Here is a 21,942-nt window from a genome sequence, read left to right as displayed (position 1 = left end):
GCCCTGATGGGTTTCCATCGACGCATGCACGCCATGCACGACGAGATGCGCCGCCGTGGCGGCTTCGGCTTCCCGCCCGTACCCCCGGGTCCGCCGCCCTTCTCCCCCGGACCCCACGGCCACGGTCGGGGCCGGGGCGGGCGCGGACGCGGCCGGCGGCCGAACGTGCGCGGGGCCGTGCTGGCCCTGCTCACCGAACGGCCGATGCACGGCTACGAGATGATCCAGGAGATCGACTCCCGCACCGGCGGGGCCTGGCGGCCCAGCCCCGGCTCGATCTATCCGACGCTGCAACTGCTGGAGGACGAGGGGCTCATCGCGACCGCCGCCGACTCCGAGGGCGGGCGCAAGCGGTTCGCGCTGACCGAGGCGGGCCAGGCCGAGGCGGCCGGCGCGGCGCAGGCCCCGCCCTGGGCGGAGTTCGCCGAGCAGACCGTCAACAGCTGGCACGACATCCGCGACGCCGGCGCGCAGGCCATGCAGGCGCTGCGGCAGGTCATGACCACCGGCACCGACGACCAGCGCGCCCGTGCCGCCCAGGTGCTCGACGAGACCCGGCGCAAGCTCTACGCCATCCTCGCCGAGTCCGAGTGAGCACCGCCGCCGGAACGGCACGCCGACCGTCGACCGGCCGGCGTGCCGTCAAGCACGGCGCGCGGTGACGAGCAGGTACTCCCAGCGCATCACGCCACCGTCCAGGTGCCGGGCGGCCAGGTCGGTCAGAGCCCGGTCGAGCCCGGCCGTACGCTCCGGGTCGCCCGCGTTCGCCCGGTAGACCGCCACAGTGGGCCCGTAACGGGTCGCGAAGAACTCCCGGAACTCCCCCGGCGTGGCGAACCGGTCCACCACCACGGCGTCGCGCGCCGACGTGAACGCGTCGACCCGGTCACCGAACAACTCCCGGACGTGCTCCTCGTCGCCCCAGAGCGGGGGCGGTTGCGCGCCCGGCGGCGGTGGCGGCGCGTACGGCCGCATGGCCGCGAACAACTGGCCCACGAAGCCCTCCGGGGTCCAGTTGACCAGCCCGATCGTCCCGCCCGGCCGGCACACCCGCAGCACCTCGTCGGCTGCGGCCCGGTGCCGGGGCGCGAACATCACGCCCACACACGACAGCACCGCGTCGAACGCGGCGTCCGCGTACGGCAGCGCCTCCGCGTCCGCCTCCTCCCAGGTCAGCGTCAAGCCCTCCCGCTCGGCCTCCGCCCGCCCGATCGCCAGCAACTCCGGGGTGAGGTCGCCGGCCACCACCTCCGCACCGGCCCGGGCCGCGGGCAGAGCCGCGTTGCCGGTCCCGGCCGCCACGTCCAGCACCCGCATGCCCGGCGCCACCCCGGCGGCCCGGACCAGCGTCGCCCCCAGCTCCGGGATCACCTGCGCGGCCACGGCCGCATAGTCCCCCATCGCCCACATCGCGCGGTGCCGGGCCTTCACCGCGGCGTCCTGTTCCCGTTCCTCGATCATCGGTCGCTCCTCGCCTGTCGTCCCTGCACAGGACGCTAGGCAGCGGACGACCCGGCCCCCAGTACGAGATCTGTACCGCTCCCGACAGGGCGCTGGCCGGGGTGGCGGGCCGGGCGTAGCGTGCCCGCCATGGGGGCCTCCTACCACCAGTTCTGCCCCGTGGCGAAGGCCATGGAACTGCTCGACGAGCGGTGGACGCTGCTTGTGGTCCGGGAGCTGGTCAGCGGCTCGGAACGCTTCAACGAGCTGCGCCGGGGCCTGCCCCGGATGTCGCCCACGCTGCTGTCCCGCCGGCTGCACCAGCTCGTCCGCGCCGGGGTGGTGGAGCGGCGCGTCGACGGCGCCGACGTGCGCTACGTCCCGACCGCCGCCGGACGCGAACTGCGGCCCGTGGTGGAGGCGCTCGGCGCCTGGGGCGTGCGCTGGATCGGCGAGCTGGGCGACGCCGACCTGGACCCGAAGCTGCTGCTGTGGGACATGCACCGCCACGTCGACCACGACGCTGTTCCGCCGGGGCGTACCGTCGTGCGGTTCCGCTTCCGGGACGTGCCCACGACGCAGCGCGACTGGTGGATGGTGATCGCCGCGGGCGAGGCCGACGTCTGCGACAGCGACCCCGGGCACGACGTGACGGTGACCGTCACGGCGGACCTGCGCGCCCTGGTCCAGGTCTGGATGGGCGACCTGGAGTGGGCCGCGGCGCTGCGCGGCGGCGCGGTGGAGGTGACCGGGCCGGAGGCGTTGCGGCGCGCCGCGCCCGGCTGGTTCACCCTCTCCCCCTTCGCCGCCGTGCCCCGGCCCTGAGACGGCGCGTGCGGCCGCCCCCTGTCGGGGACGGCCGCACGGCGGCGCGAAAAGCAGATCAGTGCACTGTGACTGTGGCGCCGCCCGGCACCAGGTCACGCAGCTCCTCGGGGATCTCGGCGCCCATCTCGTCGGCGATCCGCAGCGCCTCCTCGATCAGCGTCTCCACGATCTGCGCCTCGGGCACGGTCTTGACGACCTTGCCCTTGACGAAGATCTGGCCCTTGCCGTTGCCCGAGGCCACACCCAGGTCGGCCTCGCGGGCCTCGCCCGGACCGTTCACCACGCAGCCCATGACCGCGACGCGCAGCGGCACCGGCAGGCCCTCCAGCCCGGCGGTGACCTCCTCGGCCAGCTTGTAGACATCGACCTGCGCCCGCCCGCAGGACGGGCAGGAGACGATCTCCAGGCCGCGCTCGCGCAGGCCCAGCGACTCCAGGATCGCGTTGCCGACCTTGATCTCCTCGACCGGCGGGGCGGACAGCGAGACCCGGATGGTGTCGCCGATCCCCTCGGCCAGCAGCGCGCCGAACGCCACCGCCGACTTGATCGTGCCCTGGAACGCCGGGCCGGCCTCGGTGACACCGAGGTGCAGCGGGTAGTCGCACTTCTCGGCCAGCAGCCGGTAGGCGCGGATCATCACCACCGGATCGTTGTGCTTCACCGAGATCTTGATGTCCCGGAAGCCGTGCTCCTCGAACAGCGAGCACTCCCACAGCGCCGACTCCACCAGCGCCTCGGCGGTGGCCTTGCCGTACTTGGCCAGCAGGCGCTTGTCCAGCGAGCCGGCGTTGACGCCGATCCGGATCGGCACGCCCGCGTCGCCGGCGGCCCGCGCGATCTCCTTGACCTTGTCGTCGAACTGCCGGATGTTGCCCGGGTTCACCCGGACCGCGGCGCAGCCTGCGTCGATCGCCGCGAAGACGTACTTCGGCTGGAAGTGGATGTCGGCGATCACCGGGATCTGCGACTTCTTGGCGATCGCCGGCAGCGCCTCCACGTCGTCCTGCGACGGCACGGCGACCCGGACGATCTGGCAGCCGGACGCGGTCAGCTCGGCGATCTGCTGGAGCGTGGCGTTGACGTCGGCGGTGAGGGTGGTGGTCATGGACTGCACCGAGACCGGCGCGCCACCACCGACCGGCACCGAACCGACCATGATCTGGCGGCTGGCCCGGCGCGGGGCCAGCGGCGGCGGCGGTACGGGGGGCATACCGAGACTGACAGCGGTCACTTCAGGCACTCACCTTGAGAAGAGCGTGATGGGGTTGATGACATCAGCGGTGACTGTGAGCAGCGTGAACGCGCCGCCGATCAGGATCACCGCGTACGTGAACGGCATGAGTTTGAGGTAGTCGACGCGGCCCGGATCGGCGCGGCCGATGCGTGCGTAGAGCCAGGACCGCGCCCGTTCGAACCAGGCGATGGCGATGTGGCCGCCGTCCAGCGGGAGCAGCGGCAGCAGGTTGAACACGCCGATGAAGAAGTTCAGCGACACGAAGAGCATGAAGAACACCAGCCAGGCGTTGTTCTCCACGGCCTCGCCGCCGAGCCGGCTGGCGCCGACCACGCTGATCGGGGTGTCCACGTCGCGCTCGCCGCCGGTGATCGCGTTCCACAACGCGGGCACCTTCTGCGGGATGCGCTGCATGGCGTGCGCGGTCTGCACGGCCATGGTGCCGGTGAAGTCGGCGGTGGCGCCGAACGCGGCGACCGGGCCGTACTCGACCCGGGTCGGGGTGCTGGGCGAGAGCGCCACACCGAGCGCGGAGACCGCCGAGGCGGCGCCCTTCGGGTCGCCCAGCGGCGGACGCTGCACCGAGGCCAGGTCGACCCGCGCCTCGGCCGGCTTGCCGTCACGCACGTAGGCGACGGTGGCCGTGCCGGGCGGGGTGGCCCGGACCACGTCGAGCATGTCGCCCCAGGTCGAGACCGGCTTGCCGTTCACCGCGGTGATCCGGTCGCCGTCCTTGAGCTGGGCCTTCTCGGCCGGGCTGGCCGGGTCGCCGGACTCGCAGGCGCGGGCCGCGTTCTCCACCACCACGCACGGCGCGATGGCGATCACCGCCGGCTCGGCCCGGAAGCCGGCCTCGGTGCTGGGGAACTTCGGGTTCGGCAGCCCCACCGACACCGCGATGATCCAGAGCGCGATCAGGGCCAGGGCGAAGTGGGTGATCGAGCCCGCGGACATCACGATCGTCCGCTTCCACACCGGGTAGCGCCACATGGCGCGCTTCTCGTCCCCCGGCTCGACGTCGTCGTCCTGCGGTGTCATGCCGACGATCTTGCAGAAGCCGCCGAGCGGGATGCCCTTGATGCCGTACTCGGTCTCGCCCCGCTTGAACGACCAGAGCGTCGGGCCGAAGCCGACGAAGTAGCGGGTGACCTTCATCCCGAACGCCTTGGCGGTGAGCATGTGCCCCGCCTCGTGCAGGCTCACCGAGATGAGGATCGCCAGGGCGAACAGCACCACCCCGAGCAGATAGCTCATCGAGCTCCTTCCACCGACCCGACGATGATCTCCTGGGCGTGCGCCCGTGCCCACGACTCGGCGGCGAGCACGTCCTCGACGGTACCTGGTTCGTCGAAATCGGGAGCGTCCTCCAGCACCCGCTGGAGGGTGTCGACGATGCCGAGGAACGGCAGCCGGCCCGCGACGAACGCGGCCACGCACTCCTCGTTCGCCGCGTTGTAGATCGCCGGGCGGCAGCGCCCGGCCTCCCCCGCCGCCTTGGCCAGCGCGACAGCCGGGAACGCCGCGTCGTCGAGCGGGAAGAACTCCCACGTGTGGGCAGTGGTCCAGTCGACAGCCGCGGCGGCGCCGGGTACGCGGTCCGGCCAGCCGATGCCGAGCGCGATGGGCAGTCGCATGTCCGGCGGGCTGGCCTGGGCGAGCGTGGACCCGTCGGTGAACTCGACCATCGAGTGGATCACCGACTGCGGGTGGACCATCACCTCGATGTCGGCGTACGGCACGTCGAACAGCTCGTGCGCCTCGATCACCTCGAGCGCCTTGTTGACCATCGTGGCGGAGTTGATCGTGACGACCGGGCCCATGTTCCAGGTCGGGTGTGCCAGCGCCTGCTCCGGCGTGACGGCGGTCAGCTCGTCGCGCCGCCGCCCCCGGAACGGGCCGCCGCTGGCGGTGACCACCAGCCGCCGCACCTCGCCCCGGGCGCCGCCGCGCAGGCACTGCGCCAGCGCCGAGTGTTCGGAGTCCACCGGAACGATCTGCCCCGGTCGCGAGACGGCGGCCTTGACCAGCGGGCCGCCGGCCACCAGGGACTCCTTGTTGGCGAGCGCGAGGGTACGACCGGCGTGCAGCGCGGCCAGCGTCGGCGGCAGGCCCAGCGAGCCGACCACGCCGTTGAGCACCACGTCGCACGGCCACTGCGCCAGCTCGGTCATCGCGTCCGGCCCGGCCACGATCTTCGGCAGCTTGAAGTCGCCGGTGGCCCAGCCACGCCGGCTCGCCTCGGCGTAGAACGCGAGCTGAAGATCCTGCGCGGCGGACGCGCGGGCCACACCGACCGCCTCCACGCCCAGCTCCAGCGCCTGCGCGGCGAGCAACTCCACGTTGCCGCCACCCGCGCCGAGGGCCACCACCCGGAAGCGGTCCGGGTTGCGCTTGACGATGTCGATGGCCTGGGTGCCGATCGAGCCGGTCGAGCCGAGCAGCACGAGATCTCGGGGAGTGGTCACCGGACCATTGTTCCCCAGCGCCTCACCCCGGTTCGTCCCGGAGTGCCCGGCGGCATGATCGACTCCACTTCACCGAGGTGGCGGCATCAGTGTCGCTGCGATGCCGCCACCTCGGCGATCCGGTGTCGATCACGCCTGCGGCGCCTCCTCGTCGAGCAGGTCGGCCGTCCGCGTGCGACCGGCGCTCCAGGAGGAGGCTACGAGGGCGCGATCGTTCCGTCGGGCGCGGTGAGGTGCTCCAGGTGCCCCAACGGCAGGTGCGAGGGCTGCCACTCCAGGAACAGCGCGGTGGCGTCGTCGTCGAGCTCGTCCTGCTGGTAGGCGAGGACGGCGCGCACCAGCCGGCGCATCGTCTCCGGGCTGGGCAGCCGCTCGTTGAGGGCACGCTCGACGAAGTCGACGAGCCGGTCCAGCCCGAACCGTTCCCCGTCGTCGCCCCGGGCGTCGGTGATGCCGTCGGTGTAGGCGAGGATGCGGTCGCCCGGGTGCAGCGCCTCCTCGTGCACCCGCGGGCGCCGCGTCGACAGGTTGCCCAGCCCGAGCGGCAGAGCGGTCGGTCCGGGCAGTGCCCGGACGGCCTTGCCGTCCCGCAGCAGCATGGCGCCGGGGTGGCCGGCGTTGATGGTCCGCAGCACGCCGGTCCGCCGGTCGAGTTCGGCGAGCAGCGCGGTCGCGAACAGGCCGGGGTGTTCGGAGCGGACCCACCTGTCGATGCTGATCGCCGTGTCGACCAGGTCGAGACCGGTGCGCCGGGCGTTGCGGTACGCGCTGACCACGAGCGAGGCCATCGCGCTCGCCTTGATCCCGTGCCCGCAGGTGTCGAAGAGCCCGACGCTGAGCACGTCGCCGTTGAGCGCGTAGTCGAAGATGTCCCCGCCGACGTCGTAACACGGTTCGAGGATGGCGGTGATCACCAGTTCGTCAGTCGCGAAGGTCAGCGGCGGCAGCAGCCCCCACACGGTCTCGGCGGCGACCTGCATCGGCAGGCGGCGGCGGATCCGTTCCACGATGTCGCCGTAGAGCCGGCGGTTCACCAGGACCTGAGCGACGGCGACCGCCACCTCCCAGGCCGGCCGGTCCAGCGCGGGGTCGCCGGCGCGCGACGACACGATCTCCAGCGCCCCCAGCCGTTCACAGCCGAGCAGCAGGGGCACCCAGAGCCGGTCCGGGCGGTCGGGAGCGCGCTGCACCTGTAGGCCGGTGAACGCCCGGCCGGCCAGCGTCGTCTCGATCGTGAGCTCGTCCCGGGGCGCGCCCGCGCCGACCAGGGGTACGAGCGAGGACTGCGTGTAGTCGGCCAGGTAGATCACGATGTCGGTGGCCCCGATGGCGGACGCGACCCGGTTCACCAGGACCGACAGGTCGTCCGGACCGCCCCGGGCGGCGTTGAGGTGCAGCCAACGCGCTGCGTCGCCACCGTCGACCATCCGTGCCTCCCCCGTGTCCCCACCACCGTAGGAGGCCGAGGGCGAACTGCCAACGGCACGGCTCAGGTCGGACGTTCCAGGACGAAGGTCTCCAGTTCGACCCCGCCGTACCAGTCGGTACGCACACCCGCGTGCGTCATGCCGAGGCGCCGGGCCACCGCCATCGACGGGTCGTTCCCGGCCATCACCACCGCGTACACCCTCGGGGTGCCGGTGGCGAACTCGCGTTCCAGCACCGCGCGGGCCGCCTCGGTCGCGTAGCCGCGGCCCTGGGCGTCGGGATGCAGGTGCCAGCCGACCTCGATGTCGTCGGTCAGGGTGACGCCGTCGCGTCCCGGCAGCGGCTTGAGCAGGATGCTCCCCGCCACCGGCCCGCCGTCGCGCGGCTCGATCGCCCACAGACCCCAGCGGCCGCCGTACGGCGCCCAGCGTTCGTGCCACATCCGGACCCGCTCGCGCGCCTCGGACGGGTCGGTCATCCGCCCCTTGCCGCCGCCCAGCCAGCGCATCACCTCGTCCCGTGAGTAGATGTCGTAGATCCGGGCCAGGTCGTCCGGCGACTCGGTCCAGTCGCGGAGAACCAGCCGGTCGGTCGTGGCGATCGTCATGCCGCCGGATCGTAATGCGTGGCGCGGGGGCGTACGGGGAACGAGAGGGCGATGGGCGACGGGTGGGAGCGGACCAAGCGGATCACGGCTGCGGCGTTCCGGCCGGTCCGCGGCCGGGACCTGTCGCTGCACGCCGCCGCGATCACCTTCTACGGCGCGATCGCCGTGGTGCCGGTGGCGCTGCTGGCGATCTGGCTGACCGGGCTGCTCGCCGGGGCGGACCGGGTGCGGCGGCTGACCGGGTACGCGATCGACACGCTGCCCACCGAGATCGGCGCCCACCGGGCGGCGGCCGCGCTCGTCGAGGCCGGGCTGGAGCTGACCCCGCTGCTGGCGCTGGCGTCGCTGCTGCCTGCCTCGCTCTACGGGGAAGGGCTGCGCCGCGCGTTCGTCTCGGTGGCCGAGCCGCGCGCCGAGTCCGGTGCGCTGGTCGGCTGGCGGGGCCGCCTGCTGCTGCTCCCGCTGCTGGCGCCGGCCCCGGCGCTGCTGCTGTCGATCCTGCTGGGGCTGCCGCTGACCACCCGGCTGGTACGCCAGGGCGGCTGGGTCGGTGCGCTCGGCGTGGTGCTGTCGTTCCTAGCGGTGTGGCTGGTGCTCACGCCGGTGCTGATCTGGGTGTTCCGGGTGGTCGGCCCGGCCTCCCCGGACTGGCTCGTCACAGTGGGCCTGGGCTCGTTCACCGCGGCGAACCTGTCCGGCTTCCTGCACGGGTTCGTGCTGTTCTGCTCGCTGCCGCTGGACCTGGGCGTGCCGTTCGGCGGGTTCGACGAGATCGGCGGCGGCGTGGCGGTGCTGCTGTGGCTCTATCTGTTCCACGTGATCGTGCTGTCCGGCTACTCCGCCACGCTGGCGGCGAGCCGGTGGCGGGCCGCCCGGGTGGCGGCCCGCGCCTGACCGCGGGAGGTCAGCGCCGGAACGGGCCGCGCACCTCGTACGTGATACCGCCGGTTCCCGCCCGGGCGCCGCTGGTGCCGCGCTGCGAGGAGAAGTAGAGCCGGCTGCCGTCCGGCGAGAACGCCGGCCCGGTGATCTCCGACTCGGGCTGCCCGAGCAGCCGCAGGAACGGGGTCACCACACCGGCCGGCGTGATCACGTTGATCTCCATGTTGCCGCCGTCCTCGGCCACGTAGAGGTCACCGCCGGCGGTGCCGGTGATGTTGTCGACGCCGGTCAGCGGCGCGGCACCGGCCGGCACCAGCGAGTCGTCGTACGCGAGGTCGAGCCGCTGGTTCACCGCGTCGTACGCCCACACCCGGTTGTCGCCCTTCGTGGTGAACCAGCAGGTGTCGTCGGCGTACCAGCAGCCCTCACCGCCGTCGAACGTCTGGGCGGCGCCCACCTGGTAGCGGGTGGGCACCGGGAACCCGTCGCGGTCCGGCAGGTCCCGCCAGGTCACCGGCCCGGTCACCTGGCCGTCCGGGGCGCACAGCACCTGCACCTTGCCGGTGCGCAGGTCGCCCCAGGAGTCCGGGACGAACCGGTAGAAGCAGCCGTCGCCCTCGTCCTCGGTCAGGTAGACCACCCGGCGCACCGGGTCGCAGGCCGCCGCCTCGTGCTTGAAGCGGCCCATCCGGGTCCGTTCCTCGCCGGACCGGCCGCCCTCGGGCCAGGTCTCGAAGACCCGGCCCAGCGGCACCTCCTCGCAGGACAGCCACGTCCCCCACGGGGTCGGCCCGCCCGCGCAGTTGACGTTCGTGCCGCCGAGGATCCGGTACGCGGCGGCGATCGCGCCGTCGGCGGCGAACCGCACCGCCGAGGCGCCGCCGACGAGCGGCACCTCCGAGTTGGAGACGTAGATCCAGCCGTCGCCGGCCGGGAAGCAGGCGCCGCCGTCGGGCGCCGGGTGCCAGGTGTACGAGGTGCCGGCGACCCGCTGCCCGGACCGCGCGATCACCCGGCTGGTGAACCCGGCCGGCAACTGGAGGGCGTTGGCGTCGGCGGCCAGCAGGTCGCCGTACGGGCCGGGACCGGGCTGGGCGGGCTGGGCCGGGGCGGCAGCGGCGGCCCAGAGGCCACCGGCGAAAGCGGCGGCGCCACCGACGGCTGTGGCACGCAGGACGGTACGACGATCCATCGGGGATTACCTCCCGGAGTCGGTGGGTGTCCCGTCGACGGTAGGACGGAAATGCATCGACAACTGCCACTATAGGGTGAACGCCCGGTGACGGCCGTCCGGCGTCAGAGCCCTTCGACGTACCGCTTCGCGTCGGCGAGCGACATGTGCGTGTGCTCCCGCACCACCTTGATCGCCTGGATCTTCTTCCCCTGGTACAGCAGCCGCGCGGCCTCGGCCCGCACCGCCTCGTCGACGCCCTTCCCGGGCGCCGGGGGGCCGGGCGACCAGGCTCCGCCGGCCGCCAGCGCGTCCACCGCCCGCTTCGCGTCCAGCAGCGACAGCCCGGTCTGCTCGCGCAGCACCTTGACCGCCTCGACGGTACGCCCCGCGCGGGCCAGCCGGAGCACCTCGGCCTGCCCGTCGCCGGCCGGGCGATCCGGGGCGACCAGGTCCCGGGGACGGTCGCGCCGCAGCACGAGCAGGAGGAGGAGCACCACCACGACGAGCGCCACCGCGAGCGCGATCTGGACAGCCGGGGACATGCCGGGAACGGTAGCGCCCCGCCGCGAACCCTCCCGCGCGGGACCCGTCGCCGCTACGCTCCGCGGCATGAGCGAACGCACCGAGCGCAGCGAGGGCCGTGAGCGCATGCCCAGCCGGCACAGCATGAGCGAACGCACCGAGCGCAGCGAGGGCCGTGAGCGCATGCCCAGCCGGCACAGCATGAGCGAACGCACCGAGCGCAGCGAGGGCCGTGAGCGCATGCCCAGCCGGCACGCCATGAGCGACGCGAGTGAGCTGCCGTCCCGCGCCGACGTCGTGGTGGTCGGCGCCGGGCACAACGGCCTGGTCTCGGCGATCCTGCTGGCCCGCGCCGGCCTGGACGTGCTGGTGCTGGAGGCGTCCGGGGTGATCGGCGGGGCGACCCGCACCGAGAACCCGTTCCCGAAGGTGCCGGGACTGCGTCACTCCACCGGGTCGTACCTGCTCGGGCTGATGCCGCCGGAGCTGCTGGCCACGCTCGACGTGACCATCCCGGTGCTGCGCCGCGACCCGCACTACTTCCTGCCCACGCCGGGCGGGCTCGGTTCGCCGTACCTGCTGGCCGGCAGCGACGTGGCAGCGAGCCGGCGGCAGCTCGCGGAGATGTTCTCCCCCGCCGACGTCGCCGCCGACGACGCGCTGCACGCCGAGCTGGCCCAGCTACGGGAGGATCTCGCCCCGGCGTGGCTGGCCGAGCCGCTGCCGGTCGAGGAGACCGCCGAACGTTACGTGCGGCCCGCACTGCGGCAGGTCTTCGTCGACCTGGTACGCGGCTCGGTCGCCGACCACCTGGCCCGCTTCGACTTCCGCTCCGAGCTGCTGGTCAGCATGTACGCGGTCACCGACGGCCTGTCCGGGCTGAACGCCGGCCCGGACGATCCCGGAACGGGTCACAACTTCCTGGTGCACAACATGTGCCGGCTGCCGGGCGCGGACGGCACCTGGATGATCACCCGTGGCGGTATGGGCACGGTGTCCCGCACGTTCGCCGAGGCCGCCGTGCGGGCCGGGGCGCGGATCGTGGCCGACGCGCCGGTCACAGCGATCCGGCTGGCCGGAGGCGCCGCCGCCGGGGTGACGCTCGCCGACGGGCGGGAGGTGGACGCCCCGGTGGTGCTCGGCGCCTGTGACCCGTACCGGCTGATGGAACTGCTGCCCGACGGCGCGCTCCCGGCGGAGCTGGGCGCGCGGATGGCGGCGGTCCGCCGCCCCGGCACCACGCTCAAGCTCAACCTGGCGCTGACCGGACTGCCGCGCTTCTCCTGCCTGCCGGCCGACGCGCCGAGCCCGTTCGGGTCGACCATCCACCTGCTGCCCGGCTCGGCCTCGCTCGTCGGCGACGGCGGCGAGTCGCCGATGGCGGCGCTGCGCGGCATGTGGGCGGACGTGCGGGCCGGGCGGCTGCCGGAGGAGCCGACGATCGAGTGGTACCTGCACACCACTGTCGACCCGTCGCTGTCCGACGAGGCGGGGCACCACTCGTCGGCGCTGTTCGTGCAGTCGGTCCCCTACGAGCTGGCCGGCACCACCTGGGACGCGGCGCTGCCCGGCTACGTGGAGCGGCTGCTCGCGATCTGCGAGCGGTACGCCCCGGGCGCCGGTGACCTGGTCGCGGACGCGGTACCGCTGCCGCCGCCCGGCATCGAGGCGCACTTCGGTATCACCGGCGGGCACATCCACCACGTCGACAACACGGTGTCGTTCACCGACCGGATGCCGTACGCGACGGGGGTGGACGGCGTGTACGCGGGCAGCGCGGGCTGCCATCCGGCGGGCAGCGTGATCGGCGCGGCCGGGCACAACGCCGCCCGCCGCATCCTCGCCGAGATGTAAGGAAGGGCCCCTTATTAACGCCTGCGGTAGAGGAAGGGCCCCTTGTTAACAGCCGCCTTGACAGCCGCTCACGGCGTCTCGGGCGACTCCTGGCCGGCGGGCGGGAGGTCGCCCGGCCCGCGCACCAGGTAGACGCCGACAAGCAGCAGGTACGCCAGCAGGCTCAGCACCGGGTCGACGAACACGATCGCGAACGCCACCAGGTAGAGCAGCGGACCGAGGCGGAACCGGCGGGCCACCGCCCGCGCCAGCCTCGGGTCCAGGCCCGGTTGCAGCAGCCCGCGGCGGCGCGCCCACCACCAGCTCAGGTTGAAGAACAGCGCCTCACCGAGCACCACGCCCGCGTACAGCGCGGCGGTCAGCCGCTGGTCGCCGACGGTGCCGCGCAGGTTGTCCGCGAGCAGGTCGGCGGTGAACGGGATCGCCGCCACGAACATCAGCAGCAGCAGGTTCAGCACCAGCAGCATCTGGTCGACCCGGCGGACGTAACGCCACATGTTGTGGTGGGTCAGCCAGACCTGGCCGACGATGGCGAACGTGATCACGTACGCCAGGTAGGCGCGCCACTCGTGCAGCAGCGCGGCCGGCAGCCCGTCGTCCTGCGGCGTGTCCGGGTCGAACGACAGCAGCTCGACGGCCATCAGGGTGAGCACGATGGCGATCACCGCGTCGCTGAACGCCTCCACCCGGGAGGCGTCGCGCGCCATCTCGTTGCCGCGTCCGAACCGGTACGCCGGTTCCCTGTCCGCACCCGTCACGCCGCCCCCTCCCGACCGATGGTCGCGTGCCGGGGACGGCGGACGGGGCGGAACTCGTCAGATGGCCGCTTCCCCGGCCGGCGCCGGGGTCTCCGCGTCGGCGCGATGCGCGCGGATCTTGTGCCCGACACTGGTCAGGCAGCGGCCGCTGGCCAGGTCGAACTTCCAGCCGTGCAGCTGGCAGGTGAGCTGGTCGCCGTCGACGATGCCGAACCGGCTCAGGTCCGCCTTCAGGTGCGGGCAGCGCCGCTGCACCACCCAGCCGTCGAGCGTGATGTCCTCGGCGTCGACCGCCCGCTCGTGCTCGTCGTACCAGCCCTCGGCGTACTGGAGACGCTCCTCGGACAGGCACTTGAAGAAGGCGTAGACGAACTCGTTGTACTGGCCGATGCGGGCCGCGGAGAAACGGCAGGACAGGAAGAGGGAGTTCACCCAGTCCACCTCGCCGATGTGCAGCAGGTGCTCGATCAGCGCCCGCTCGGTACGGAACCGGTAGCGGACCTTCTCGTCCGCGTACGGCCGGACCTCCTTGCCCGGGAAGTCCACCACGATCGACTCGACCTCGGAACCGTCGTAACCGACCAGGTCGAAACGGACCGGCCCGCCGACGCCCTTGGCCAGGTAGATCGACTCGTCGAGCAGCGGCTCGATCCGGCGCTTCATCTCGCCGAGCACGTCGACCTCGGGGTGCCGCCAGGACGCCTTCTCGGCCTCGATGACGCCGCGCTTGCGCTCCCGCATCTCCTCCAGGTGGGCGACCTTGTTCGCGAAGAACTCCTCCACCGGCACCGGGTGCGTGGTGGTCGCGCCCTCGGTGGTGATCTCCGAGACGCTGCCCGGCAGCAGCACGATGCCGTTGGTGCCGCCGACCTTGGCGTACTCGGCGAGGAACACCGACTGGTCGGGGAAGATGTTGCCCTCGTCGCCGAAGATGTCGTTGAACTGCCACAGCTCGTCGTCGAGGAAGCACGGCGGGCCGGCGATCGGGAAGACGTGGTCGGCCTTCAGGTCGTCGATGTAGCGCCAGGTGCGGTCGAACTGCCGGTCCCGCTTCTGCTTGCCGAACGCGGTCTTCGCCGCCTGCGGCAACTCGTAGACCATCGGGTACCAGATCGCGCCGGAAAACTGGAGCATGTGCGCGTGCACGTGGCCCAGCTCGGCGAACACGCTGAGGTCGGTCGGGCGGGCGTCGTTCTGGTTGAGCAGCCGCACGCCGTCGTACTCGACCCAGAGCGACGAGTCGCCGATCGGGCCGTCGGTCGGGCTGGTCAGCGCCTGGATCATGATCTTCAGGCCGCCGGGCAGCTCCACGACCTGCTCGTTCGGGGCCTTGAGGAACTTGGTGAAGCCCAGCTCCCGGAACTCGTCCTCCATCTCCGAGGTGGGGAACTCGGGCAGCAGCACGGTGGCGTCCTTCGACACGAAGTCCCGCAGGTGCTTCGCGTCGAAGTGGTCCCGGTGCAGGTGCGACACGTACAGGTAGTCGACCTGGCCGAGGGTCGCCCAATCGAGCAGGGAGTTGTCCGGGAAGGGGAACCACGAGGCGAAGTAGGCGGGGTTGACCCACGGGTCGCACAGGATGCTGCCCGCGGCCGTGTCGATCCGCATGCTGGCATGCCCCGTACCGGTCACTCGCACCGCAGTCCTCCTCAAAAAGGCATCAAGGTGTACGTCAAGACGCTACCGGAGGCAGTGTGCTCGCCGTCCCGCGACGCCGGTAGTGGTCATCCGCCCCCACCGGTACGGGACCAACGACCCGGGCCGCGCCGCCCGCCCGCTGTCGCCCGCCCGGGTCATCCCCGGCACAGGAGGTCGGACCCTGCGCCGGGCCCGGTTGGGGCCGTGCCAGACTGATCGGAGATCCGATCGCGAGGGAAGGACCGACAGTGGCAGGAGACGAGCCGGTAACCGCGCCAGATCAGCACAAGCCCGGACACCGCAAGTCCGGACGGATCGGTGCGGTGCTGTCGGCGGTGGCTTTGGTACTGATGGCGCTCTGCGGGATCGAGGAGGGCCGGGTGGAGCACATCTGGCTGTTCGGGATCGCCGGACTGCTGATCGCCATCGTCATCGGCGACGCCGTGCTGCGCCGCAACGGCCTGCGGTCCTGACGCGCGGCGCCCACGGTAGTGCGCGAAGGGCCCGCCCCCTCACCGGGGGGGCGGGCCCTTCGTCGTCTCGGGAGGCGGGGTCAGCGGCCGAGCAGGATGTCCTGCACGTCCTTGAGCGCCGCGTCGACCTCGGCCTCGAAGTAGCCACCGGGCACCAGCCCGAAGCGCAGCGTGTCGAGTTCCTTGGGGTTCACCGGCATCGGGTTGCGCCCCTGCATGCCGCCGAGCAGCGTCTCGAAGAACCGGTCGACCTGGTCCGGGTCGTACCCGCTGCCGAAGCGCCGGACCTGGAAGCTGCGCCGGATCTGGTCGACCCGATGCAGGTCGCTGCCGGGCGGGCCGGCCATCGGCGGCCCCACCATCGGCGGACCGGCGACCGGCGGGCTCACGAGCGGCGGGCCGGTCATCGAGGGGCCCGGGCCGTAGCCCTGGTCCGGCGGCCCGTAACCCGGGTCCGGCGGGCCGTAGCCGGGCTCCGGTGCGCCGTAACCCTGCTGCGGCAGCGCCGGCGGGCCACCGGGGCCACGACCACGCAGCTCACGCTCGGGCATGCGGATCTCGGCGGTCATGTCGGCACGGGCACGCCGACCGGCCTCGAACCCGTCGAAGCGCTCCTCCTGGCCGTACCCACCGGGGCCGCTGTCCGGGGGACCGTAGCCGCCAGGGCCGCTGTCCGGCGGACCGTACCCACCGGGGCCGTTGTCCGGCGGGCCGTAACCGCCGGGGCCGTTGTCCGGCGGGCCGTAACCGCCCGGGCCGGGCGGCAGGCCGCGCGGCGGCGGGCCACCGTGCCCCATCGGCGCGCCCGGACCCATCGGGCCGGGGCCACCCGGGCCGCGGGGGCCGTCGTAGCCACCGCGCGGGCCGTCGTAGCCACCGGCGAACGCGCCGGTCGGCTCGTCGTAGCGGTTGCCGTACCGATCGGCGGGCGGGCCGGGCTGGGCGGGCATCTGCCGGGGCGGCATCGGCGGCTGCGGCACCGGCGACATGCCCCGGTCGTCGCGCATCGGCGGGCCGAGCCGGTCGGCCATCCGGGGGTCGCCACCGCGCCCGGCCGGCGCGCCACCGCGCTCCTCCAGCTCGGCGAGCTGCCGCTCGACCCGGTCGAGGTGCAGGTCGACCTGCCACTCGTCGTAGCCGTTGAACCGGACCCGGAAGACGACGTCGTGGACCTCCTGGGAGGCCACGGGCGCGCCGATCGGCTGGCCGTCGAGTGTCGCCTCGACCCGGTCCAGGAAGGCGTCGACCTCGTCGACCTTGTAGCCCCGGCGGAGCGCCTTACGCCGGAAACGCTGACCCTGACTCGCCACTATGTCTCCTGGTCTCGTACCGCTACGCCGTTGCCGCGTGTGAGTCGCCGTCCGTGTCCCCGGCGGCGGCGAGCTGCCCACAGGCCCCGTCGATCTCGCGTCCCCGGGTGTCGCGCACCGTGGTCGACACCCCGGCGTCGCGCAACCGCCGGACGAACTCCCGCTCGACCGGCTTCGGGCTGGCGTCCCAGCGGCTGCCCGGAGTCGGGTTGAGCGGGATCAGGTTCACGTGGGCCAGCTTGCCGGCCAGTAGCCGCCCGAGCAGATCGGCTCTCCACGGCTGATCGTTCACGTCCTTGATCATCGCGTATTCGATGGACACGCGACGCCCCGTCGTGGCCGCGTAGTCCCACGCCGCGTCCAGCACCTCGGACACCTTCCAGCGCTGGTTGACCGGGACGAGTTCGTCGCGCAGCTCATCATCGGGGGCGTGCAGCGACAGCGCAAGGGTCACCGAGAGGTCTTCGCTGGCCAGTCGGCGGATCGCCGGCACCAGACCGACGGTCGATACGGTGATGTGCCGCTGCGACAGGCCCAGCCCCTCCGGCGCCGGGGCCACCAGCCGGCGGATCGCCGCCACCACCCGCGAGTAGTTCGCGAGCGGCTCGCCCATGCCCATGAACACCACGTGCGACAGCCGCGGCGGCGAACCGGCCACGGCGCCGGACGCGGCCACCCCGGCCAGGTAGACCGCCTGGTCGACGATCTCGGCGGTGGACAGGTTGCGGGTCAGCCCGGCCTGGCCGGTGGCGCAGAACGGGCAGGCCATGCCGCAGCCGGCCTGGCTGGAGATGCAGACGGTCACCCGGTCCGGGTAGCCCATCAGCACGCTCTCCACCAGCGAGCCGTCGTGCAGCCGCCAGAGCGCCTTGCGGGTCGCGCCGTCGTCGCAGGCCAGCTCGCGGACCGGAGTGAGCAGCGTGGGCAGCAGCTCACCCGCCAGCCGCTCCCGGGTCGCCGCCGGCAGGTCGGTCATCCGCTCCGCGTCGCGCACCAGGCGGCCGAAGTAGTGGTTGGAGACCTGCTTGGCGCGGAACGCGGGCTCACCCAGCTCGGTGACGAGCGCCTGCCGGCCCGGCAGGTCCAGGTCGGCGAGGTGGCGGGGAGGCATCGCGGGCCGGCGGCCGCGGGCGTCGGGGTCTACGGAGATCAGCGGAAGACTCGTCATGGCGCGTCCAGTCTGACACGCTCCCGCCCGGACGCACCCGTCCGTACGTGTCGAATCGCCCCCGGCCACCCGGCCCGCAGCGGGTCGCCGCCGTGACGCATGCCTCAGTTCACCACCGGGACGAAGACGGCGAGCAGCAGGTACGCCACCGGCACGGCGAACAGGATCGAGTCGAGCCGGTCCATCAGACCACCGTGCCCGGGCAGCAGGTTGCTCATGTCCTTGACGCCCAGATCCCGCTTGATCATCGACTCGGCGAGGTCACCGAGCACCGCCGAGACCGAGATCGCCATCCCGAACAGCGCACCCCACCAGGGGGCCACGTCGAACAACGCCCACAGCAGCGCCGCGCTGCCCGCCGCCGCCGCGGTCACCGAGCCGGCGAAGCCCTCCCAGGACTTCTTCGGGCTGATCGTGGGCGCCATCGGGTGCTTGCCGAACGACACGCCCGCGGCGTACCCGCCGGTGTCGGAGAGCACCACCGCCGCCAGCGTCACCAGCACCCGCAGGTGCCCGTCATCCGGTGCCGCCGCGAGCATCGCCGCGAACCCGGCGAGGAACGGCACGTACACCGCGATCAGGGTGGCCGCGGTCAGGTCGCGCTGGTAGTTGCCGGGCCCGTCGCCCAGCCGCCAGATCATCGTGCCCAGCACCGTGACCAGCAGGCCGAGGCAGAGCGCGTCGGGGCCCGCGTACCAGGCCAGGCCCACGGTGATCACGCCACCGGCGACGAGCGGCGCCAGCGGCGGGTGGGCGCCGCTGCGGCGTACCGCGCGGGCCATCTCCCAGATGCCGATCCCCACAGCGGTCGCGAGCACGGCGAGGAACGCCGGCATGAAGAAGAACAGCGGCACCACGACCGCCGCGCCGAGGGCCACCCCGACGCCGATCGCGGCCGGCAGGTTGCGCCCCGCCCGGGACGTCTTCGGCTCGGTGGTCGGCGGACGCTCGGCGCTCGCCCGCCGGCGTCCCGGCCCGCGGCGGCCGGCCGGCGGCTCCGAGGCGGGCTCGTCGCGTACCGCCGGGATCTGCTCGGTGGGCTCGTCGCGGATCTGCTCGGTGGGCTCGTCGCGCACCGGGGCGATCTGCGCGGTCGGGTACTCGTCGTCGCGGGCGGGCTCACCCCACGGGCCGTCGTGCTCCGGCCCGGCGGGCCGGCCGCGGTCGCCGGCCGGCGGTCCGTCGTACCGGCCCGGGCCGTCGTGGTGCCGCGAGCCCGTCGGGTACGGCCCGGCGTAGGTGTCCGGACCGGCGTAGGTGTCAGATCCGGCGTACGTGTCCGGGCCGGCGCCGGGGCGGGCGTGGGTGTCCGGCTCGGCGGGGTGGGTGTGCGCGGCCGGGCCGGGTCGCCAGGGGCCGGGCTCCAAGTCGGTGTCCGGCCAGGGCAGGGCCGGAGCGGCCGGGCGGTCCCAGCCACGCGACTCGGTGTTGCCGTAGGGGTCGGGGTGGGACATCACGCACCGGCAGCCGGTACGAGAGCCACCACATGACGCAAGACCAAGACCATCCCCTACCGGCGTGAGACTTCCTGTTTACCGACCGACGGCCGGGCGACTCCCGCCGTTCACCCCGTGGTGGTCGGGAATCGTGCCGAGCCTACTGCACCCGTCGCGGCCCCGAGGGTGTGCGCCGCCGGGCACGACGACGGCACCGGGCCGCCGCCCGGGCGGGCGACGGCGCGCGGTGCCGTGCGAGGTACGCGGGTGCTCAGACCTCGAGCAGCTCGCTCTCCTTGTGCTTGACCAGCTCGTCGACGCTGGCGACGAAGCGCTGGGTCAGGTCGTCCAGCTCCTTCTCCGCGCGCCGGCCCTCGTCCTCGCCGACCTCGCCGTCCTTGACCAGGCGGTCCAGCTCCTCCTTGGCCTTGCGGCGGATGTTGCGGACGGCGACCTTGGCCTCCTCGCCCTTCTGCCGGGCGACCTTGATCATGTCGCGGCGCCGCTCCTCGGTCATCTGCGGCAGGACGATGCGGAGCTGGTTGCCCTCGTTGTTCGGGTTGGCCCCGAGGTCCGAGTCGCGGATCGCCTTCTCCATGGCGCCCAGCTGCGAGTTGTCGTACGGCTTGATGATCACCATGCGCGGCTCGGGCACCGCGATGGACGCCATCTGCGGCAGCGGGGTCGGGCTGCCGTAGTAGTCGATGACGATCCGGGAGAACATGGCGGCGTTGGCGCGTCCGGTACGGATGCCGCCGAACTCCTCCTTGGCGTGCTCGATGGCACGCTCCATCTTCTCCTCCGCCTCGAGGAGGGTGTCGTCGATCACCGGTCTCCTCGCCTCCTTCTGTCGCTCGTCGTGTGTGGTGCGGGTGCTGCCGTGGCAGAGGGACCGCTGCCGGTCCGGCGGGCCGGTCAGGCGGTGATCAGGGTGCCGATCTTCTCGCCGCCGACGGCCCGGACGATGGTGTCGTCGCCCTGGGCGCCGAAGACCAGCATCGGCAGGCCGTTCTCCATGCAGAGGCTGAACGCGGCGGCGTCGGCCACCCGCAGGTTACGGCGCAGCACCTCGGAGAAGGTGATCGAGTCGAGCTTGCTCGCGGTCGGGTCGATCCGGGGGTCGGCGGTGTAGACCGCGTCCACGCCGTTCTTGCTCATCAGCACCACGTCCGCGCGGATCTCCAGCGCCCGCTGGGCGGCGACCGTGTCGGTGGAGAAGTACGGCATGCCGGCGCCGGCACCGAAGATGACCACGCGGCCCTTCTCCAGGTGGCGGATCGCGCGCAGCGGGATGTACGGCTCGGCGACCTGGGCCATCGTGATGGCGCTCTGCACCCGGGTCTCGATGCCCTCCTTCTCCAGGAAGTCCTGGAGGGCCAGGCAGTTCATGACCGTGCCGAGCATGCCCATGTAGTCGGCGCGGGCCCGGTCCATGCCGCGCTTCTGCAGCTCGGCGCCGCGGAAGAAGTTGCCGCCGCCGACCACCACGGAGACCTGCACGCCGCGGCGTACCACGGTGGCGATCTGGCGGGCGATGCCCTGCACGACGTCGGGGTCGACGCCGATCGCGCCGCCGCCGAAGACCTCACCGGAGAGCTTCAGCACCACCCGGCGGGACCGACCGGGCGGAGGGGCGGTCGGATCCTCCGCCGCCAGGCTCCGGTCACTCACAACCTGCGTCATCCGCCCCGCCCCTTCTCCCCGCGCATCGCGCGAGCGTCGCGTACGTGCCCCTGCCGACCCTATGTGACGAGGAGGCCGCGGTGCCTGTCGCGTACACCGGCGGCCTCCTCGTCGACGTTCTCCCCTGTGCCCGGGCCGAACGGCCCGGTGCGGCGGCTCAGGCCTGGCCGACCTCGAACCGCAGGAAGCGGGTCACCTCGATGCCCGCGTCGGCCAGCACCTGCTTGACGGTCTTCTTGTTGTCGGCGACCGACGCCTGCTCCAGCAGGACGAAGTCCTTGAAGAAGGCGTTGACCCGGCCCTCGACGATCTTCGGCAGCGCCGCCTCGGGCTTGTTCTCCTCGCGGGCGGTCTGCTCGGCGATGCGCCGCTCGGACTCGACGGTCTCGGCCGGCACCTCGTCGCGGGTGAGGTACTTCGGCCGCATCGCGGCGATCTGCATGGCCACGGCGCGGGCGTCGGCGTCCGCCGCCTCGTCCGTCTTGCCGGTGAACTCGACCAGCACGCCGACCGCCGGGGGCAGATCCTGGCTCTTGCGGTGCATGTAGACCGCGGTGGTGCCGTCCAGCTTGGCGAAGCGGTTGAGCACCAGCTTCTCGCCGATCTTGGCGGACTGCTCCTGGATCAGGTCGGCCACGCTCTTGCCGTCGATGCTGCTGGCGAGCAGCTCCTCGGCGTTGGTGGCGCCGCTGGCCACGCCGTGCTCGACCAGCTGCTGGGCCAGCGCGATGAAGGCGTCGTTCTTGGCGACGAAGTCGGTCTCGCAGTTGAGCTCGAGCAGCGCCTGGCCGGAGTGGGCGATCAGGCCGTTGGCGGCGGTGCGCCCGGCCCGCTTGCCGACGTCCTTGGCGCCCTTGACGCGCAGGATCTCGACGGCCTTGTCGAAGTCGCCCTCGGCCTCGGTCAGCGCCTTCTTGGAGTCCATCATGCCGGCGCCGGTGAGGTCGCGGAGCTTCTTGACGTCCGCGGCGGTGAAGTTGGACATGACTCTCTCTTCGGTGTCAGTGAGGTGGTCTGGGGTGCTGGTTACCCGGTTCCGGGC

General features: G+C 72.7%; 21 protein-coding genes. 5 read left to right on the top strand and 16 right to left on the bottom strand.

Annotated features, from left to right (window positions below):
• The first annotated feature begins 6 nt into the window (after nt 1-6).
• Nucleotides 7-594 carry a PadR family transcriptional regulator gene (locus NMK34_RS08375; protein WP_318332919.1) on the top strand — a complete coding sequence of 196 codons (588 nt, stop codon included), beginning with the start codon at nt 7-9 and terminating at the stop codon, nt 592-594.
• Between the two features lie 48 nt (nt 595-642).
• On the opposite strand, the gene NMK34_RS08370 is transcribed toward NMK34_RS08375, so the two are convergent.
• Nucleotides 643-1,461 carry a class I SAM-dependent methyltransferase gene (locus tag NMK34_RS08370; RefSeq protein ID WP_318332918.1) on the bottom strand — a complete coding sequence of 273 codons (819 nt, stop codon included), beginning with the start codon at nt 1,459-1,461 and terminating at the stop codon, nt 643-645.
• A gap of 129 nt (nt 1,462-1,590) precedes the next feature.
• Between NMK34_RS08370 and NMK34_RS08365 the strand changes: the two genes are divergently transcribed.
• Nucleotides 1,591-2,265, top strand: coding sequence for a winged helix-turn-helix transcriptional regulator (locus NMK34_RS08365; RefSeq protein WP_030269886.1), 675 nt, complete (start codon nt 1,591-1,593; stop codon nt 2,263-2,265).
• Nucleotides 2,266-2,323: 58 nt separating this feature from the next.
• Here NMK34_RS08365 and ispG read toward each other — a convergent pair whose 3' ends face one another.
• From ispG to NMK34_RS08340, 5 genes are all read right to left on the bottom strand, one after another.
• Entirely contained in the window at nt 2,324-3,499 is a 1,176-nt protein-coding gene (gene ispG, locus NMK34_RS08360; protein WP_013474403.1) for a flavodoxin-dependent (E)-4-hydroxy-3-methylbut-2-enyl-diphosphate synthase, read from the bottom strand.
• Nucleotides 3,500-3,508: 9 nt separating this feature from the next.
• Nucleotides 3,509-4,756 (bottom strand): M50 family metallopeptidase, encoded by a 1,248-nt coding sequence (locus NMK34_RS08355; protein WP_013284622.1) that lies wholly within the window; start codon nt 4,754-4,756, stop codon nt 3,509-3,511.
• Nucleotides 4,753-5,967, bottom strand: coding sequence for a 1-deoxy-D-xylulose-5-phosphate reductoisomerase (dxr, locus tag NMK34_RS08350; RefSeq protein WP_047894153.1), 1,215 nt, complete (start codon nt 5,965-5,967; stop codon nt 4,753-4,755). Before dxr ends, NMK34_RS08355 begins: the two co-directional genes overlap by 4 nt.
• Nucleotides 5,968-6,164: 197 nt before the next feature.
• Nucleotides 6,165-7,394 (bottom strand): PP2C family protein-serine/threonine phosphatase, encoded by a 1,230-nt coding sequence (locus NMK34_RS08345; protein WP_318332917.1) that lies wholly within the window; start codon nt 7,392-7,394, stop codon nt 6,165-6,167.
• Between the two features lie 62 nt (nt 7,395-7,456).
• On the bottom strand, nt 7,457-8,002 hold the full coding sequence (locus tag NMK34_RS08340) for a GNAT family N-acetyltransferase (RefSeq protein WP_318332916.1): 546 nt from the start codon (nt 8,000-8,002) through the stop codon (nt 7,457-7,459).
• A gap of 51 nt (nt 8,003-8,053) precedes the next feature.
• On the opposite strand from NMK34_RS08340, the gene NMK34_RS08335 reads away from it, so the two are divergent.
• A complete protein-coding gene (locus tag NMK34_RS08335) occupies nt 8,054-8,896 on the top strand; it encodes a YhjD/YihY/BrkB family envelope integrity protein (protein WP_318332915.1) in 843 nt (280 codons plus the stop codon).
• Nucleotides 8,897-8,906: 10 nt separating this feature from the next.
• Here the strand turns inward: NMK34_RS08335 and NMK34_RS08330 are convergent, their stop codons facing one another.
• Both NMK34_RS08330 and NMK34_RS08325 read right to left on the bottom strand, forming a co-directional pair.
• Nucleotides 8,907-10,076, bottom strand: coding sequence for an alkaline phosphatase PhoX (locus NMK34_RS08330; protein ID WP_318332914.1), 1,170 nt, complete (start codon nt 10,074-10,076; stop codon nt 8,907-8,909).
• Nucleotides 10,077-10,180: 104 nt separating this feature from the next.
• Entirely contained in the window at nt 10,181-10,600 is a 420-nt protein-coding gene (locus tag NMK34_RS08325; protein ID WP_318332913.1) for a ribosomal protein L7/L12, read from the bottom strand.
• 238 nt (nt 10,601-10,838) lie between these two features.
• On the opposite strand from NMK34_RS08325, the gene NMK34_RS08320 reads away from it, so the two are divergent.
• Nucleotides 10,839-12,434 (top strand): NAD(P)/FAD-dependent oxidoreductase, encoded by a 1,596-nt coding sequence (locus tag NMK34_RS08320; protein WP_318336295.1) that lies wholly within the window; start codon nt 10,839-10,841, stop codon nt 12,432-12,434.
• Nucleotides 12,435-12,502: 68 nt separating this feature from the next.
• On the opposite strand, the gene NMK34_RS08315 is transcribed toward NMK34_RS08320, so the two are convergent.
• Both NMK34_RS08315 and NMK34_RS08310 read right to left on the bottom strand, forming a co-directional pair.
• Nucleotides 12,503-13,141: a TMEM175 family protein gene (locus NMK34_RS08315; protein ID WP_318336294.1), complete on the bottom strand. Its 639-nt coding sequence runs from the start codon at nt 13,139-13,141 to the stop codon at nt 12,503-12,505.
• 108 nt (nt 13,142-13,249) lie between these two features.
• Nucleotides 13,250-14,830 carry a Rieske 2Fe-2S domain-containing protein gene (locus NMK34_RS08310; protein ID WP_318332912.1) on the bottom strand — a complete coding sequence of 527 codons (1,581 nt, stop codon included), beginning with the start codon at nt 14,828-14,830 and terminating at the stop codon, nt 13,250-13,252.
• Between the two features lie 248 nt (nt 14,831-15,078).
• On the opposite strand from NMK34_RS08310, the gene NMK34_RS08305 reads away from it, so the two are divergent.
• Nucleotides 15,079-15,303: a hypothetical protein gene (locus NMK34_RS08305; RefSeq protein WP_013284612.1), complete on the top strand. Its 225-nt coding sequence runs from the start codon at nt 15,079-15,081 to the stop codon at nt 15,301-15,303.
• Between the two features lie 80 nt (nt 15,304-15,383).
• Here NMK34_RS08305 and NMK34_RS08300 read toward each other — a convergent pair whose 3' ends face one another.
• From NMK34_RS08300 to tsf, 6 genes are all read right to left on the bottom strand, one after another.
• On the bottom strand, nt 15,384-16,613 hold the full coding sequence (locus NMK34_RS08300; RefSeq protein WP_262014805.1) for a DivIVA domain-containing protein: 1,230 nt from the start codon (nt 16,611-16,613) through the stop codon (nt 15,384-15,386).
• Nucleotides 16,614-16,635: 22 nt separating this feature from the next.
• Nucleotides 16,636-17,781, bottom strand: a complete 1,146-nt coding sequence (rlmN, locus tag NMK34_RS08295; protein ID WP_318332911.1) for a 23S rRNA (adenine(2503)-C(2))-methyltransferase RlmN — start codon at nt 17,779-17,781, stop codon at nt 16,636-16,638.
• Nucleotides 17,782-17,885: 104 nt separating this feature from the next.
• Nucleotides 17,886-19,235, bottom strand: a complete 1,350-nt coding sequence (locus NMK34_RS08290) for a phosphatidate cytidylyltransferase (RefSeq protein ID WP_318332910.1) — start codon at nt 19,233-19,235, stop codon at nt 17,886-17,888.
• 253 nt (nt 19,236-19,488) lie between these two features.
• The gene (gene frr / locus NMK34_RS08285) at nt 19,489-20,046 is read right to left on the bottom strand and encodes a ribosome recycling factor (protein WP_318332909.1); all 558 of its coding nucleotides are present in this window, start codon (nt 20,044-20,046) and stop codon (nt 19,489-19,491) included.
• Between the two features lie 86 nt (nt 20,047-20,132).
• Nucleotides 20,133-20,900 carry a UMP kinase gene (pyrH, locus tag NMK34_RS08280; protein WP_013284607.1) on the bottom strand — a complete coding sequence of 256 codons (768 nt, stop codon included), beginning with the start codon at nt 20,898-20,900 and terminating at the stop codon, nt 20,133-20,135.
• 157 nt (nt 20,901-21,057) lie between these two features.
• On the bottom strand, nt 21,058-21,885 hold the full coding sequence (gene tsf / locus NMK34_RS08275; RefSeq protein WP_114919657.1) for a translation elongation factor Ts: 828 nt from the start codon (nt 21,883-21,885) through the stop codon (nt 21,058-21,060).
• Between the last annotated feature and the right edge of the window lie 57 nt (nt 21,886-21,942).

This window comes from Micromonospora sp. BRA006-A, assembly GCF_033433935.1.
Taxonomy (GTDB): Bacteria; Actinomycetota; Actinomycetes; order Mycobacteriales; family Micromonosporaceae; genus Micromonospora; species Micromonospora aurantiaca.
The sequence above is the reverse complement of the archived record's forward strand: the minus strand, read 5'-3'. Positions and strand labels throughout refer to the sequence as shown.

What these genes read in the sequence shown, in the direction of transcription:
- NMK34_RS08365 (WP_030269886.1), top strand. Translation starts at nt 1,591, where the DNA reads ATGGGGGCCTCCTACCACCAGTTCTGCCCCGTGGCGAAGGCCATGGAA.
- NMK34_RS08315 (WP_318336294.1), bottom strand. Translation starts at nt 13,141, where the DNA reads ATGGCGCGCGACGCCTCCCGGGTGGAGGCGTTCAGCGACGCGGTGATC.
- NMK34_RS08330 (WP_318332914.1), bottom strand. Translation starts at nt 10,076, where the DNA reads ATGGATCGTCGTACCGTCCTGCGTGCCACAGCCGTCGGTGGCGCCGCC.
- NMK34_RS08325 (WP_318332913.1), bottom strand. Translation starts at nt 10,600, where the DNA reads ATGTCCCCGGCTGTCCAGATCGCGCTCGCGGTGGCGCTCGTCGTGGTG.
- NMK34_RS08320 (WP_318336295.1), top strand. Translation starts at nt 10,839, where the DNA reads ATGAGCGACGCGAGTGAGCTGCCGTCCCGCGCCGACGTCGTGGTGGTC.
- NMK34_RS08355 (WP_013284622.1), bottom strand. Translation starts at nt 4,756, where the DNA reads ATGAGCTATCTGCTCGGGGTGGTGCTGTTCGCCCTGGCGATCCTCATC.
- NMK34_RS08340 (WP_318332916.1), bottom strand. Translation starts at nt 8,002, where the DNA reads ATGACGATCGCCACGACCGACCGGCTGGTTCTCCGCGACTGGACCGAG.
- NMK34_RS08290 (WP_318332910.1), bottom strand. Translation starts at nt 19,235, where the DNA reads ATGTCCCACCCCGACCCCTACGGCAACACCGAGTCGCGTGGCTGGGAC.
- NMK34_RS08335 (WP_318332915.1), top strand. Translation starts at nt 8,054, where the DNA reads ATGGGCGACGGGTGGGAGCGGACCAAGCGGATCACGGCTGCGGCGTTC.
- NMK34_RS08345 (WP_318332917.1), bottom strand. Translation starts at nt 7,394, where the DNA reads ATGGTCGACGGTGGCGACGCAGCGCGTTGGCTGCACCTCAACGCCGCC.
- pyrH (WP_013284607.1), bottom strand. Translation starts at nt 20,900, where the DNA reads ATGACGCAGGTTGTGAGTGACCGGAGCCTGGCGGCGGAGGATCCGACC.
- rlmN (WP_318332911.1), bottom strand. Translation starts at nt 17,781, where the DNA reads ATGACGAGTCTTCCGCTGATCTCCGTAGACCCCGACGCCCGCGGCCGC.
- NMK34_RS08375 (WP_318332919.1), top strand. Translation starts at nt 7, where the DNA reads ATGGGTTTCCATCGACGCATGCACGCCATGCACGACGAGATGCGCCGC.
- NMK34_RS08370 (WP_318332918.1), bottom strand. Translation starts at nt 1,461, where the DNA reads ATGATCGAGGAACGGGAACAGGACGCCGCGGTGAAGGCCCGGCACCGC.
- tsf (WP_114919657.1), bottom strand. Translation starts at nt 21,885, where the DNA reads ATGTCCAACTTCACCGCCGCGGACGTCAAGAAGCTCCGCGACCTCACC.